Annotated in this window: 13 protein-coding genes; 4 read left to right on the top strand and 9 right to left on the bottom strand. The window is 72.0% G+C overall.

The window, feature by feature from the left end:
• Positions 1-16: 16 nt before the first annotated feature.
• Both FXF60_RS08600 and FXF60_RS08595 read right to left on the bottom strand, forming a co-directional pair.
• Positions 17-2,014, bottom strand: coding sequence for an HNH endonuclease signature motif containing protein (locus FXF60_RS08600; RefSeq protein ID WP_151525520.1), 1,998 nt, complete (start codon positions 2,012-2,014; stop codon positions 17-19).
• Between the two features lie 157 nt (positions 2,015-2,171).
• The gene (locus FXF60_RS08595) at positions 2,172-2,735 is read right to left on the bottom strand and encodes a hypothetical protein (protein WP_151525518.1); all 564 of its coding nucleotides are present in this window, start codon (positions 2,733-2,735) and stop codon (positions 2,172-2,174) included.
• A 38-nt stretch (positions 2,736-2,773) separates the two neighbouring features.
• On the opposite strand from FXF60_RS08595, the gene FXF60_RS08590 reads away from it, so the two are divergent.
• Together FXF60_RS08590 and FXF60_RS08585 are read left to right on the top strand one after the other, a co-directional pair.
• Positions 2,774-4,258, top strand: a complete 1,485-nt coding sequence (locus FXF60_RS08590; RefSeq protein ID WP_151525516.1) for a purine-cytosine permease family protein — start codon at positions 2,774-2,776, stop codon at positions 4,256-4,258.
• Complete coding sequence (locus FXF60_RS08585) at positions 4,255-4,779, top strand: cysteine hydrolase family protein (RefSeq protein WP_151525514.1); 525 nt, start codon at positions 4,255-4,257, stop codon at positions 4,777-4,779. Before FXF60_RS08590 ends, FXF60_RS08585 begins: the two co-directional genes overlap by 4 nt.
• A 10-nt stretch (positions 4,780-4,789) precedes the next feature.
• On the opposite strand, the gene FXF60_RS08580 is transcribed toward FXF60_RS08585, so the two are convergent.
• Positions 4,790-5,401 carry a hypothetical protein gene (locus FXF60_RS08580; protein ID WP_151525513.1) on the bottom strand — a complete coding sequence of 204 codons (612 nt, stop codon included), beginning with the start codon at positions 5,399-5,401 and terminating at the stop codon, positions 4,790-4,792.
• 32 nt (positions 5,402-5,433) lie between these two features.
• On the bottom strand, positions 5,434-5,850 hold the full coding sequence (locus FXF60_RS08575; protein WP_151525512.1) for a pilus assembly protein CpaE: 417 nt from the start codon (positions 5,848-5,850) through the stop codon (positions 5,434-5,436).
• Between the two features lie 82 nt (positions 5,851-5,932).
• Here FXF60_RS08575 and FXF60_RS08570 point away from each other — a divergent pair, with 82 nt between their 5' ends.
• Both FXF60_RS08570 and FXF60_RS08565 read left to right on the top strand, forming a co-directional pair.
• Positions 5,933-6,427: a LysM peptidoglycan-binding domain-containing protein gene (locus FXF60_RS08570; RefSeq protein ID WP_151525510.1), complete on the top strand. Its 495-nt coding sequence runs from the start codon at positions 5,933-5,935 to the stop codon at positions 6,425-6,427.
• A gap of 24 nt (positions 6,428-6,451) precedes the next feature.
• Positions 6,452-9,070 carry a DEAD/DEAH box helicase gene (locus FXF60_RS08565; RefSeq protein ID WP_151525508.1) on the top strand — a complete coding sequence of 873 codons (2,619 nt, stop codon included), beginning with the start codon at positions 6,452-6,454 and terminating at the stop codon, positions 9,068-9,070.
• Position 9,071: 1 nt separating this feature from the next.
• On the opposite strand, the gene FXF60_RS08560 is transcribed toward FXF60_RS08565, so the two are convergent.
• The 5 genes from FXF60_RS08560 to FXF60_RS08540 form a co-directional block, all read right to left on the bottom strand.
• Positions 9,072-10,565 carry a hypothetical protein gene (locus FXF60_RS08560; protein ID WP_151525506.1) on the bottom strand — a complete coding sequence of 498 codons (1,494 nt, stop codon included), beginning with the start codon at positions 10,563-10,565 and terminating at the stop codon, positions 9,072-9,074.
• Positions 10,566-10,616: 51 nt separating this feature from the next.
• Positions 10,617-11,387: a methylenetetrahydrofolate reductase gene (locus FXF60_RS08555; RefSeq protein WP_151525504.1), complete on the bottom strand. Its 771-nt coding sequence runs from the start codon at positions 11,385-11,387 to the stop codon at positions 10,617-10,619.
• A 184-nt stretch (positions 11,388-11,571) separates the two neighbouring features.
• A complete protein-coding gene (locus tag FXF60_RS08550) occupies positions 11,572-12,507 on the bottom strand; it encodes a glycine betaine ABC transporter substrate-binding protein (protein ID WP_151525502.1) in 936 nt (311 codons plus the stop codon).
• 59 nt (positions 12,508-12,566) lie between these two features.
• On the bottom strand, positions 12,567-13,553 hold the full coding sequence (locus FXF60_RS08545) for an ABC transporter permease (RefSeq protein WP_151525500.1): 987 nt from the start codon (positions 13,551-13,553) through the stop codon (positions 12,567-12,569).
• Entirely contained in the window at positions 13,550-14,632 is a 1,083-nt protein-coding gene (locus FXF60_RS08540; RefSeq protein ID WP_151525498.1) for a quaternary amine ABC transporter ATP-binding protein, read from the bottom strand. The genes FXF60_RS08545 and FXF60_RS08540 overlap by 4 nt, the downstream gene beginning before the upstream one ends.
• Between the last annotated feature and the right edge of the window lie 125 nt (positions 14,633-14,757).

The raw sequence follows: 14,757 nt of genomic DNA, 5'->3' as shown, positions 1-14,757 counted from the left end.
GCCGCGCTCCGCCTCCCTAGAACGGAGGCGGCTGGTCGTGCGTGGGTCGCCAGGGTGCCCGTGGGTGCGGTGCACCTTCGTCGTCCCGGGGCGGTGCGGCGTCCCGCCCGGTGCTCGAGGTGGGGGACGGCCTGGCTGGTGCGGCCGGGCCGGAGGGTGCCTCAGCCTCGGTAAACCCGAGCACCTGGCCGACGGTCTCGGTGTCCGGTGCGGCGCCGTGCCGCCGTGCCCCGCCCGGGGTGGTGCGGGTGACGAAGAGCCAGCCACCGAGGGCTCCGCCGTGCTCGGCGGACCCGAGGTGGTCGTCGGCATCGGTCAGGAACGCGTCCGGGCCGCGGTGGGCGAGGGCGGCGTAGAGTGCCCGGTTGGCGCGGTCGCGGCGGATCCAGTCGTCCTCGCCGACGTCGGCACGGTCCGGGGCGGGTGCGTGCGCACTCGTGGACCGGTCCGGGTCCGGTCGGTCGGCACTCGCGGTCCAGTCCTGACCCTGCGCGTCGCGACTCATCGTCCCGTCGAGGTACTGGCGGTAGTCGTGGGCACGGGTGGTCTCGGCCTGCCCGAGCAGGGTGGTCCAGGTGAGATCGCGCAGGTCGTTGATCTCGGCGAAGGCGTGGCCGGCGGTCTTGAGCTGGTGGTGCCGCTTGCCGAGCAGGGCCAGGTTGGTCTCGGTGGTGCTGCCACCGGCCTCGCCCCAGGGGAGGACGTGGTCGATCTCGCAGGACGTCCCCGGGTGGCGGGAGCCCGGGGCGCGGGCGTGCACGTCCGCGGCGAGGACCTGGCGTCGCATGGCCGCATCCGGTCGGTAGGCCCGCAGACTGCGCTCGATCAGCCGGCCGTCGGCCGGGTCGGTGAGCAGCCGGCGCAGGGTGGTGCCGTGCTGCAAGGCCAGCTCGCGGATCTGGCCGGGCGTGAGGTAGGCAGGGTGCCGCCCGAGGACCAACCCGACACCGCGCCGAGCGCGACGACATCGCGGGGGATCGTCGCAGGGGTGGTGGACGGCCCGAGGCAGATTCGTCGGGTCCGTCGGCTGTGTCGGGTCGGTTGGCTCTGTCGGGGCCGTCGGGTTCGTCGGGTTCACCGTGGTGGGCGCGTCGGTGCCGGCGAGCGCGTCCCAGGGCACGACGACCTGCAGCTCGACCGCGGGCAGGGCGCTGACCACCCGGCTCACCTCGCCCAGGTCCGGCACGCCCAACTCGTCGTGCGTCGCCGGGGGAGCGACCGACCCGTGGACCAGGAGCGCGGCCGTGACGTCCGCCCGCAGCTGGTCGAGGGTGCGCGGATCGCCCTGCTTGCGCAGCAGCCGCGCCGCGCGCTCGATGCGGGTGTGCGCCGCGCACATCGAGATCAACGGACCCGTGACAGAGAGGGTGCCGGTCCCGTCGTCGTGGACGACCAGCTCGGCGCGACGGGCGGCATACGCGGCCCGGCGACGCTCCCGCTCCGCCTGCACGTCCTGGCCCTCGGCCCGGACCGCCTCCCGCTGCAGCGCGGCGGCGTAGTCCGCCTCGTGCCAGGGGCGCTCCCGCAGCTCGCCCTGCGGGTCCAGCCGCTCCGGGGCCGCAGCGGCCGGATCGGTCCCGAACAGGGCCTCGCTGACCACCTCGGCGGAGTCCACCGGCAGGGATCCGCACCGCTTCCAGAAGGACCTGGCCTGCAGCCAGGTGATCTCACCCCGGTCCAGCGCCGCGATCACGTCGGTCCGCACGCCGACGGGGGCGCAGGCCAGGCCGACCAGCTGCCGCGCCTCGGTGACCCCTGCCCCCAGCTTCAGCTCGACCTCGGCGCACGCCAGCCTCTTGGCCTCCGCCCGCCACCTCCTGCGCTGCCCGTCGGTGAGCTCACCGACGGCGGAGAACCCCTTCTCCACCAGCAGCTGGTCCGCGATCGCCGCCACGATCAGCCGCGTCGTCTCGATCAGCCGGGCATCGACCCCGGAGCGGGTGGCGGCGAGCACACCCAGCACCTGCAGCGCGTCGGACTCCCCCGACGTCGGCAGTGTGCTGACGGCTGCCATGCCCCCTCCTCGTCATCGAACTGACGTTCTGATGAGAGTCTAGCATGATGACTCAGAATAGACAAGTGTTCGATAATCCGTCCAGGCTCGGGTGCCGCTCACACCTCTGCGCCGAGGGCACCACATCGACGTGGCGCGGGGTGATCGACGGGCGGGATCAGGAGCGCTTCCACCACTTGGGCTCGGACTCGCCGGCCGCCAGCGTGATCACCTCGGTGTTGCTGAAGGCGCCGTAGTGCAGCACCCGCAACCGCCACATCCCCGGGTCGGCGACGCCCTGGTAGTCACTCTTCTCGTTGCTGAAGACCGAGGCGCCGCTGCCCAGGTCGACCCCGACCCCGGGCGGCACGATGATCTTGCAGTTCGAGAAGGCGTCGTAGACCTTGACCTCGACCACGGGGGAGGTGATCACCGCCTCGCGCAGGTCCAGCACGGTCTCGGAGAAGCCGCCGACGACCGACACCGAGGGCGGCACCTCCCACCGCCCGGTCCGCCTGATCGAGCTGAAGATCCCGGTGAGCGACAGCGGCTCCCCGCTGCCGCCCGAGCGCTGGGGGTATGCCGGTCCCGGGCTCGTCGCCGGGGTGTTGCCCTGGTCCGGGCTCCAGTCGGGGGTGTCCTGGGCCGCCGGTCCACCGATGATGGTCATCGGCGGCTGCACCTCGTCCGGGCCCTGCGCTCGGTCCGGGTGCTGATCCTCTGGTCTGGGTGTCCCCGTCATACCCCCACCGTATCCGGGGCCTGTGGGAGAGTGTCGCCATGAGCGAGACCGTCGCACCGGCGTCGAAGCGGCTGACCGAGACCGAGCGCACCCTGGTCGAGACGAACGGGATCGAGATCATCGAGGAGTCGGAGCGGACCGCGCGCCCGCGCGACCTCTTCTGGCCCTGGTTCGCCGCGAACGTCTCGGTCTTCGGGATCAGCTACGGCAGCTACGTCTTCGGCTTCGGGATCAACTTCACCCAGGCGCTCGTCGTCACGGTGATCGGGGTGGTCGCCTCCTTCCTGGCCTGCGGGATCATCGCGATCGCCGGGAAGCGCGGCTCGGCTCCCACCATGGTGCTCTCGCGAGCCGCCTTCGGGGTCAAGGGCCAGAAGGTCCCCGGCGTCTTCTCCTGGCTCATCTCCATGGGCTGGGAGACCTTCCTGGCGATCATGGCCGTCCTGGCCACCGCGACCGTCTTCACCCAGCTGGGCTGGGGAGGCGGCACCACGACCACGATCCTCGCGTGCGCCGTCATCGCCGCGCTCATCGTGGCCGCGTCGGTCGCCGGCTACCACACCATCATGCGGCTGCAGTCGATCCTGACCTGGCTCACCGGCGCGGCCACCATCGCCTACATCCTGATGACCCTGGACCGGATCGACCTGGCCGCGGTGACCTCCCGCCCGGCCGGATCGACCGAGTCCGTCATCGGCGCGCTGGTCATGCTCATGACCGGCTTCGGCCTCGGCTGGATCAACATCGCCGCGGACTGGTCCCGCTACCAGCGCCGGGACGCCAGCGGCAGCGCCATCGCCTTCTGGAACACCCTGGGCGGCGCGCTCGCACCGACGCTGCTGGTGGTCTACGGCCTGCTGCTCATCGGCTCCCAGCCCGAGCTCGAGGAGGGCATCGTCAATGACCCGATCGGCACCCTCGCCACGATCCTGCCGATCTGGTTCCTCGTGCCGTTCCTGCTCGCCGCGGTGCTCGCCCTGGTCAGCGGCGCCGTGCTCGGCATCTACTCCTCGGGCCTCACGCTGCTCTCGCTCGGCATCGACATCCCGCGGCCGGCCGCGGCGCTGATCGACGGCACGATCCTCACGCTGGGGACGATCTGGGTCGTCTTCTTCGCCCAGAGCTTCCTGGCGCCCTTCCAGAGCTTCCTCATCACCCTCGGGGTCCCGATCGCGGCCTGGGCCGGGATCCTCATGGCCGACGTCGCGCTGCGGCGCAGGGACTACGACGAGCGGGCGCTCTTCGACCCGACGGGCCGCTACGGCGACTGGAACTGGACCGCCATCGGCCTCATGGTGGGGGGCTCGGTGATCGGCTGGGGTCTGGTCATCAACCTCTTCGCCGACGCCGCGGCATGGAACAACTGGCAGGGCTACCTGCTCGGCCCGCTCGGTCTGGGCGGCAAGGAGGGCACCTGGGCGTGGGCCAACCTCGGCGTGCTGGTGGCCCTGGCCATCGGCTTCCTCGGCTGGCTCGCTCTCGGACGCTCGATCGTGCGCCGGCAGGAGACGGAGCGGGTATGACGCCCGGCTGGCTGGTGATCGTCGACGCGCAGCGGATCTTCGCCGATCCGGCCTCGGAGTGGTGCGCACCCCGGTTCGCCGAGACCCTCGGCCCGATCCGCGAGCTCGTCGACGAGCACGGCGACCGGGTGGTCCAGACCCGGTGGACGCCCCCGCACGTCAAGCACGGCTCCTGGGCGCCGTACTTCGAGCGCTTCCCCTTCGCCGACCGCGAGCCCTTCGACCCGATCTTCGACCTGGTCGACGAGATCGCCGACCTCCGGCTGCCCTACACCGTGACCGAGCCGACCTTCGGGAAGTGGGGCGACCGGCTGCGCGAGGTGGTGGGTGCCGACGCGCACCTGGTGCTCGCCGGGGTCGCCACCGACTGCTGCGTGCTCTCCACCGCGCTCGCGGCCGCGGACGCCGGGTGCACCGTGGAGGTCGCCGCCGCGGCGTGCGCCGGGTCCGGCGACGAGGCGCACGACCGGGCGCTCGAGGTGATGCAGATGTATGCCCCGCAGGTGACGATCCGGCGTTGAGCCGGTGCCGTCACCACCCGGGCTGCCGGGTCGGCAGCTGCCGGTGCAGGGCGATGGCGCGCAGCGCCGAGGCGACGCCCACCAGGGTCACCACCACGAGCAGCGGGGTCTGCACGTCCGCGACGTCCTGCAGCGGGATGCCCCGGACCAGCCGCACCACCTGCCAGGCCGTCACCAACCCGGCCAGGGTGACCGTGGCGCGGACCGCGGTGAGCACCGTGAGCCACACCCAGCGCACGAGCCCCGCCGCCCAGCCGCGGGGCATACGGACCGCCACGGAGCGACGGACCGCGGCGAGCAGCCAGGCCAGCAGCCACAGCGGGGTGAGGACGCCGAGGCCGAGGAGGAGGGCGCCCCACCAGTGGTTGCGCGCCCCCTCGGCCCAGGTCGTCGGGAGCAGCCCCTCGATCCCCTCGCTCCACGGCGGATAGGCCGCGAGGACGTCGTCGAGAGCCAGGACGGACCCGAGCGCCAGGAGGGCGGGGAGGAGCCAGAGCAACCCGCACCCGGCGTTGCGCGACCGCTCCGCCGCCGCGTCGATCTCGGCCTGCTCCCGCTGCTGGCGCAGGTACTCGTAGTGAGCTCTGTCGGTGTGGAAGAACTCCGTCTCGTCCGGCGCCATGGCTCAGGCTAGCGGGAGACGCCGCTGGTGCGTCAGTGGCGCTGCTCGAGGACGGCCAGCGTCGCCAGGCCGTAGGCCTCCTCGGCGTCCTGGTGGGTGAAGGTCTGCGGCGACCCCTCGACCAGGGCGACGACGGCATACACGTCGTCCGGCTCGCGTCCCCGCTTGCCCAGCCCGACGAAGTCGTGGCCCAGGACGGCGCGGAGCTGGTCCTCGCGCGGGAGCCAGACCGTGTCGTCCAGGGCGACCGAGTCCAGCGCCCACTCCGCGACACCGTTGAAACCGATCACCGACCCGCCGACGAACTCGTGCACCTCGACCGTCATGTCGGCGAGGTAGAACACGTCGTGCGACATCCCCGGGCGGTCCACGACGAAACGGTCACCGGCCAGGGGCGACCAGATGAGGCCGGCGCCGTGCAGCCGGCGCGAGAGGTCGACGCTGAGCATCTGCCCATCGTGCCCCACGCCGGGAGCCCCCGCGCGGCGGCTCGCAGGAGTATCGTGACGTCACGGAAACGAGGTGGTGCTCGTGAGCATCCAGATCCAGCAACCGCAGCAGTTCGACCTCGTCTCGAACACCTTCCTCATCGCCGGCACGGCCGGTGGCGCCTTCGAGGCCACCTTCAACTACCGGGTCGGCGAGGGGCACGACGAGGTGGTCGGACACTTCAGCGCGGGCGACGGCGTCGGCGGCCACGGCCAGTTCCAGGTCGAGGTCGACCTCTCCGGAGCCGCGTTCACCCGACCCCTCCTGACGGTGGACGTCTTCTGGCCCTCGCCCCGGGACGGCGAGGACGAGATGGACCTGCAGAGCGTGCAGGTGGTGCACGGCCCGCAGGTGGTGCCGGGGTATGCCGTCTACCAGGAGCACACGGTCGTCCCCGGGGACACCCTGTGGGGGATCGCCGACCACTACTACGGGGACGGCAGCCTCTACCACCGTCTGGTCACGGCGAACCCGGGGACGATCACCGACCCGGACGTCATCGACGTGGGCCAGGTGGTGCGGGTGCCGCGCAGCTGAGCCGATCGCCCACAATGGTCGGTGATGCCCACCGACCAGACCCTCACCGACCTGCTGCCGCCCGGCGCGCGTGCCGGCGACCTCGACGCCGACACCCTCTTCGACACCTTCACCGGCTGGGCGGCCGAGCGGGGCACGACGCTCTACCCGCACCAGGAGGAGGCGCTGCTGCACCTGCTGGAGGGCAGCAACGTGGTGCTGGCCACCCCTACCGGGAGCGGCAAGTCGCTGGTGGCGACCGCGGCCTGCTTCCTGGCGCTGGCGCGGGACGAGGTCGCCTTCCTCACCGCCCCGATCAAGGCGCTGGTCAGCGAGAAGTTCTTCGACGCCTGCCGGGTCTTCGGCGCGGAGAACGTCGGCATGCTCACCGGCGACGCCGCGGTCAACGCCGATGCGCCCATCGTGGTCTGCACCGCCGAGGTGCTGGCCAACATCGCGCTGCGCGAGGGCGAGGGTGCCGACCTCGGGGTCGTGGTGATGGACGAGTTCCACTACTACGGCGACGGGCAGCGCGGCTGGGCCTGGCAGGTGCCGCTGCTCACCCTGCCGCAGGCGCAGTTCGTCCTCATGTCCGCCACCCTGGGCGACACCGCCCGGTTCCGCGAGGACCTCACCCGGCGCACCGGACGGGCCACGGCCCTGGTGGCCGGGGCGGAGCGCCCGGTCCCGCTGCACTTCGCCCCCGAGCTGGCGATGACGCCGGTGCCGGAGACCATCCAGACCCTGCTGGAGGAGCGCCAGGCGCCGGTCTACGTCGTCCACTTCACCCAGCGGGACGCGGTGGAGCGGGCCCAGTCGCTGCTGTCCGTCCCGCTGGTCGACGCCGCCGAGAAGGAGGCGATCCGCACCCGGATCGGGGCGTTCCGGTTCACCGCGGGCTTCGGGCGCACCCTGTCGCAGCTGGTCCGGCACGGGGTCGGGGTGCACCACGCCGGGATGCTGCCGCGCTACCGGCGCCTCGTCGAGCAGCTGGCCCAGGACGGCCTGCTCAAGGTGATCTGCGGCACCGACACCCTCGGGGTCGGCATCAACGTGCCCATCCGCACCGTCCTGTTCACCGGTCTGGCGAAGTTCGACGGGTCACGGCAGCGGGTCCTGCGCGCCCGCGAGTTCCACCAGATCGCGGGACGGGCGGGACGACCCGGCTTCGACACCTCCGGGTATGTCGTGGTCCAGGCCCCGGAGCACGCGATCGAGAACGCGCGCGCACTGGCCAAGGCGGGCGACGACCCCAAGAAGCAGCGACGGGTGCAGAAGAAGAAGCCGCCCGAGGGCTTCGTCTCCTGGAGCGAGCAGACCTACGCCAAGCTGGTCGGCGCGGAGCCGGAGGCGCTGCAGTCCAGGATGAAGGTCGACCACGCGGTGATCCTCAACTCCGTGGCCCGACGGGGTGATCCGGTGGACCACCTGTCGCGGCTGCTCCGGGACAACCACGAGACACCCGCCGTGCAGAGCCGGCTGGCCCGGCGCGCCATCGCCCTGGGCCGGTCGCTGCTGGAGACGGGGGTGCTCGTGCGTGCCGACCCCGAGGACGACGACGCCCGCAGCATCGACCTGGCCCCCGGCGTCGCGGAGAACTTCGCGCTGAACCAGCCGCTCGCCCCCTTCGCGCTCGCCGCCCTGGACCTCTTCGACCGGGAGGCACCGGCATACCCCCTCGACGTCGTGTCCGTCGTCGAGGCCGTCCTGGACGACCCGATGCCGGTCCTGCTGGCCCAGCGCTACCGCGCCCGGGGGGAGGCGGTCGCGCAGCTGAAGGCCGACGGCGTGGACTACGACGAGCGGATGGCGCTGCTCGAGGAGGTCAGCTGGCCGCAGCCGCTGGCCGAGCTGCTCCAGGGGACGGTCGAGATCTACCGCCAGTCCCACCCGTGGGTGGCGCCGGACGCGCTGTCGCCCAAGGCGGTCGTGCGCGACATGTGGGAGCGGGCGATGAGCTTCACCGAGTTCGTCGGCTACTACCAGCTCGCGCGGTCCGAGGGGGTGGTCCTGCGCTACCTCACCGACGCCTACCGCACGCTGCGGCAGACCGTCCCGGAGGCGGCTTACACCGAGGCGCTGCACGACCTGGTCCACTGGCTCGGCGAGACCATCCGGCAGACCGACTCCTCGCTGCTGGAGGAGTGGGAGGCCCTCACCGACCCGGAGCGGGTGGCCGAGGCGGCGGCCGCGGAGGCGGCGGGTGCCGCCGTCCTGCCCGCACGGCCGATCACCGGCAACGAGCGCGCGTTCCGGGTGATGGTCCGCAACGCCATGTGGCGCCGGGTCGAGCTGGTGGCCGACGACGCGTGGGAGGCGTTGGGTGACCTGGAGGCCCAGGTCGCCGCGCTGCCGGAGCCGGCGATCGAGGCGTTGCTGAGCCGGGAGGACTGGGACCGGGCGGTCGGCGCGTTCTACGACGAGCACGACCAGGTGGTGCTCGACGCCGACGCCCGGGGGCCGCAGCACCTGCGGGTGGAGCGGGTGCCGGGGGAGCAGGCGCAGATCGCCGACGGGGCCGCGAAGCGGGTCTGGCGGGTGAGCCAGACCGTCACCGACCCGGAGGGCGATCTCGACTGGGTGATCGAGGCCGAGTGCGACCTGGACGCCTCGGACGCGGTGGGTGAGCCGGTGCTGCTCGCCACCGCGCTGCGCCGGCTGTGACTCAGGGCCCCGCCGGGTCGGGTGGAGGGAGCGGGCGCCGGGACCGCCTCGTGTCCAGACCGAGCGCGTGGACCAGGGCGGGGACCGCCTCCTTCGTGCCCAGCCGGCGGTCCTGCGCGCGTCGTCGCTCCCGCTCACTCGGCACCGCGTCGGGGTCGGTCAGCGGCGCCCAGTAGAGCAGGTGCGGGCGGAGCGGGACCCACCTCCGCCACCACCCGCCCGGCGGCGTGCTGTGGCGGACGGGGATGTCGAGGATGCCGGTGCCGAAGACCGGCGCGAGCGGCCCGGCGACGAGGTCGCCGCCCACCCACCGGCGGACCGGGAAGTAGAGGTTGGTCCACCGGGTGGGGCCGAAGAGGGCCCCGTGGTTGCCGACGAGGACCTGCCGGACCAGCTGGTCCTCGCCGGAGCCCCGGCGCAGCACCTCCGGGATGAAGGCAGGCTCCCGCTCGTCGTCCACGTCCTGCGGGTCCAGCGAGGGCATCGGCGGGCAGGTCGGGAACTCCAGGTCGTCCTGCCGGCGCTGGAGCGAGGCGTCCGGCGTCTCGAGCAGCACCCTGGCGTGGCACAGCGGTGAGCCGAGGGTGATGAAGTCGGTCACCAGCCAAGGCACGCCGCGCTCCCGGAACTCGCGCCAGAGGCGGTGCTGCGCCTCCTGGAAGATGTGCACCGCGCCGGAGCGCACCGACAGCGGGTCGGGGTAGTCGAGCGAGAACTGCTCGACCTCCGGCTGCCGACCGGCCCGGTCGATGTCCGGGTGCCGGGCCTCGTCCCAGTAGAGGCGCAGGATGTCGTAGCCGATGACCGAGCCCAGGGAGTGGCCCACCACCACGACCCGCTCGTAGACCCCGGCGGTGTGCAGCCGCCGCAGCAGCTCCAGCCCCTCCCGACGGATCGCCGTCCGGGACTCGATGTTGTCCGGGCGCGGGGAGAGGTAGCGCTGGGCGTCGGCGATCCGCCGCGAGAGCAGCGGCCGGCTCACTCCCTGGAGGAGGGCGATCGCGGTCGTGATCCACAGCGGCTCGCTGCGGGGCACGCCCGCGAGGCCGTCCTGCCAGAGGGTGAGGACCAGGATGACCACGGCGGCCACCGCGCTGAGCAGGCCCACCAGCTGGATCAGCGCGACGAGCGGTGCCACCGGGCTGCCGCGCCAGGCGCGTGGCCGCAGCAGCATCCGCAGCGCCCACGACAGGACCTGGGTCGGCGAGGACTCGGGGGAGTGGTGCGCCCAGTAGAGCTCGTAGAGGTCGGTCGGGGGGCGGTAGCGGCCGAAGACCGACATACGCCGCAGCTCGAGGTTGTCGCTGAGCCGGTCCGGCTTGCTCCAGGCCCGGCCCAGGTCGAGGCCGTCGACGAACCCCCGCAACGTCCCCATCGGTCGCTGGTCACCGATGCCGTGGATGAGGACGACCGCCTGACGCGCGCGCCCGTCCCCCTCCCCGGCGACCGGGCGCGAGCCCTCCGGCTGCGCGTCCGGCGAGGTGGGCGAGGTCATACCGTGATCCTGGCACGACCCGCCGACAGGCCGGTCGCGTCAGGGTGGGTCTCAGAGCACGCCGTCGAGGTAGTCGACGACGGAGGCGCGCACCGGCATGAGGTAGGCGTGGTGACCACGCTCGCGGGCGAAGTCGACGACGCGCCGGGCGAAGTCACGCTGCCAGGGCATACCCGAGTCGAAGCCGTCGGGGAAGACGACCCGGTTGCGACGCCGCCAGTAGCCCATCGCCCCGCTCGTGGTCACCGATGTCGCACCCCACCAGACCTGGATGTCGCGGGGCAGCACCGCGGCCCACGCGGCCATCAGGTGGGTGTCGAAGAACGGCTGGGTGAAGATCCCGCTCGCCCCGGCCGCCAGCTTGCGGTCCAGGTAGCGCATCTCGGTGGTCATCGCCTGGCGGTACGGGTCCAGGCCCGCGTAGATCGTCACGTCCGGCAGCTCGGCGCGGACCCGCCGGATGACGTCGACCGCGTCCACCGGGTAGGTCGCGGAGTGGAAGTAGTCGGCGTCGTCACCGGAGACGACCAGCAGCTCACCGGTGCGTCGGGCCTCGTCCGCCATCGGCAGCGGCGCGTCCGGGTCGACGTCGGCGGCCCGGATGTGCGGGATCGTGCGGTATGCCCTCCCGTCGCCCCGGGTGGCCGCCTCGCGGGCCACCTCGGTCGCCTGCCAGCTGCGCAGGTCGAACTTCAGCAGGTCCGGGATGTTGATGGTGTCCACCACGGGGAGCCGCGTCGCGACCTGCCCCATCTCCGAGCGCACCGACTCCGCGCTGCGCGGCACGAGCTCGACGGAGATACGGGTCTGGGTGGTGGACATCGCCGCCCAGTTTCCCAGCCGGCCCTCCGGGTCGGGAAATCGTCGCGGGCACCGCAACTGCTGCGGTGCCCGGGCGTCACGTCCGCAGCAGCAGCGGCGCGGAGGGTGCCGACACAGAAATTCGACCTCTCGTTCCGTCGCCATGGCGACGGAACGAGAGGTCGAAATCCGGTGGCGGTGAGGCTCAGCTCTCCTCGGTGACGATGGTGTCGAAGGCGTCGGGGTACTCCTCCAGGAAGGCGTCGATCGCCTCGGCCTCCTGGCCCTCGCCGTACTCGTTGACGACCATGTCCTCGAGCGCGCCGTACTGCTCGTCGTCCAGCTGGATGCCGGCGATCAGCTCGGCCGCCTCCGGGAACTCCTCGGAGAAGCCGGCGGTGCCCAGGAAGTGCAGGGCCTCGGCCTCGCCGAGCGCGCCCTCCGGGTCCTCGAGGGTCTTCACGTCGAAGGCGCTGTTGGCCCAGAAGGGCTGCCACAGCGTGACGACGATGTCCTCCTGGTCGGCGATGGCGCCCTCCAGCTCGGTGAGCATGGCCGACGTCGAGGACGTGACCAGCTCGTAGTCGCCGTCCAGCTCGTAGGTCGGCATGACCGAGTCCTGGGTCGCCGCGGTGAGGCCGGCGCCCGGCTCGATCCCGATGATCTGACCGCCGAACATGTCGGCGTTGCCGGTCAGGTCGGCGATCGACTCGATCTCGGTGTAGGTCGGCACCGCGAAGGTGAGCTTGGCGTTGTCGTAGTAGGCACCGAGGTCCTCGATGTCCTCGCCGTACTCCTCCATGTAGTCCGCGTGCGTCACCTCGGGCCACGCCGACGGGTACATGTCGACGTCACCGTTGGCGAGCCCGGTGTAGAGCAGCGCGGCCTCGGTGAGCTCCTCCATCTCGACCTCGTAGCCGAGCTTGGTGAGCTGGTCCTCGAGCAGGTAGGCGGTGGAGAGCCCGTCGGTCCAGGACGGGATGAAGCCGAGCGTGATGGTGCCCGAGGCGCCACCCCCCTCGGAGCCGCCGGCGTCCCCGCCCGCGTCGGTGTCGCCCCCGGAGTCGCTGCCGCAGGCGGCGAGCGTGAGGCCGGCCGCCAGGGCCAGCGCCAGGGCTGAGGTATGCGTGCGTCGTGCCATGTCGTTCTTCCTTCCTTGCTGCGACCGCCACGGGGACGGTCTGGTCAGTGGGTGGTCGGTCAGAGTCCGACCTGGGCGAGTCCGCGGCCCTTGTCGGCGCCGCCCTCGATCCGGTTGCGTGCCTCGTCCTGCGCGTCACCGTCCGGCCCGCCCCCGTTGTCGCCCGAGCGGCGTCGCAGGACGCCCAGGAGCGAGTGCGGGTAGTCGCCGGGCTTGCCCAGCGCGGCCGTGACCCGGTCCAGGTAGATCGCGATGATGACGACGCCCAGCCCCGCCTCGATGCCCTGCGGGCCGTCGAGGGTGGAGATCGAGGCGACGACCTCCTTGCCGAGACCGTCCGCGCCGGCGATGCCGGCGATGACGGCCATGGACAGGGAGAGCATGATCACCTGGTTGACGCCGGCCATGATGGTGGGCATGGCCAGCGGCAGCTGGATGCCGCGCAGGATCTGTCGCGGCGTCGCACCGAAGGCCTGCCCCGCCTCGACCGTCTCGGCGTCCACGCCGCGGATGCCGAGCTCGGTGAGCCGGACCCCCGGCGGGAGCGCGAAGATGACCGTGGCGAAGACGCCCGGGACGACGCCGATGCCGAAGAACACGACGGCGGGGATCAGGTAGACGAAGGCCGGCATCGTCTGCATGAAGTCGAGCACCGGGCGCACGACCGCGCTGACCCGGTCGCTGCGGGCGGCGAGGATGCCGATCGGCACCGCGATAAGGATGGCCACCAGGGTCGCCATGAGGACGAGCGCCAGCGTCTGCATCGCGGTGACCCATTGGTCCATCGCGATGATGAGCAGGAACGTGACGGCGGTGCCCACCGCGAGCTCCCACGAGCGCACCAGCAGCCCGATGAGGGCGAAGATCGCCACCAGCACCAGGGCCGGCACGGTCACCAGCGCGTCGGTCAGCGTGCTCACCAGCCAGTTCAGCAGGGTCGCGAGGAAGTCGAGCAGCCACTCGAAGTTGTCGTTGATCCAGTCGAGAGCGGTGTCGCCCCACTCGCCGATCTCGATCCGGGGGACGATCGAGTCGTTCTCGTTCATGCCGCACCTCCGGTCGGCTGCAGGGTGTCGGTCGAGGACCCGGGCGTCGCCCCGTCGGTGGGGGACGTCGCCGTGTCGGTGCGCAGCGCGGCCAGCAGGTCGGCCCGCCGGATGGTCCCGACGGCCTCACCGGCAGTGCCCTGCACGACCAGCTGCTCGTGCTCGGTCGCGTCGGCGAAGAGGTCCGCCAGGGCCGCCTCGGCCGGGACGACGGCGCCCTCCGGCGCGCCTCCCTGGAGCGGCTCCATGATGTCCGAGGCAGTGAGCACCCGCGAGCGGTCCACGTCCTGGACGAAGTCCGCGACGTAGCGGTTGACCGGCGCGTTGAGGATCTCCTGGGCGGTGCCGACCTGCTCGATCCGCCCGTCGCGCATCATCGCGATCCGGTCGCCCAGCCGCATCGCCTCGTTGAGGTCGTGCGTGATGAAGAGGATCGTCTTGTCCAGGTCCTGCTGCAGCTCGATCAGCTGGTCCTGCATGTCCCGCCGGATGAGCGGGTCGAGCGCGCTGAACGCCTCGTCCATGAGCATGATGTCGGTGCCGGAGGCCAGGGCGCGCGCCAGCCCGACGCGTTGCCTCATCCCACCGGACAGCTCGCCGGGCAGGGACCCGCCCCAGCCGCCGAGCCCCACCATCTCCAGGGCCTTCGCGGCGCGCTTCTCGCGCTCGGAACGACCCACGCCGCTCACCTCCAGGGCATACGCGGCGTTCTCGCCGACCGTGCGGTGCGGGAGGAGGGCGAAGTGCTGGAAGACCATGCTGACCTTCTCCCGGCGCACCGCGCGCAGCCGGTCACCCGTCAGCCGGGTGACGTCCTCGCCGTCGATGGTGACGCTGCCGCTGGTCGGCTCCAGCAGCCCGTTGACCATGCGGATGAGGGTGGACTTGCCCGATCCGGACAGGCCCATCACGACGAAGATCTCCCCCTCCTTCACCTCGAACGAAGCGTCGATGACGGCGGGGGTCAGACCCTGCTTGCGCAGGTCGGCACGGGTCGCGCCGCCCTCGAGGGCGTCGACCCCACGGCGGGGGCGACGCCCGAAGACCTTGTAGAGATGCTGTGCGGAGATGGAGGCCACGGGACTCCTGGGTGTCTCGGGGATGTCGGAGAGCACAAAGTACGTTGCGAACGTAGCAACGGCGCGCCGTCGGATCGCCCTGAGAAGCCACTTTCGGCTGCTTCGTGACGCGACTGTTACGAAGA

It is taken from the genome of Serinicoccus kebangsaanensis, assembly GCF_008919445.1.
GTDB classification, from domain to species: Bacteria; Actinomycetota; Actinomycetes; order Actinomycetales; family Dermatophilaceae; genus Ornithinicoccus; species Ornithinicoccus kebangsaanensis.
This window is presented reverse-complemented; position numbering and strand designations above follow the sequence as displayed.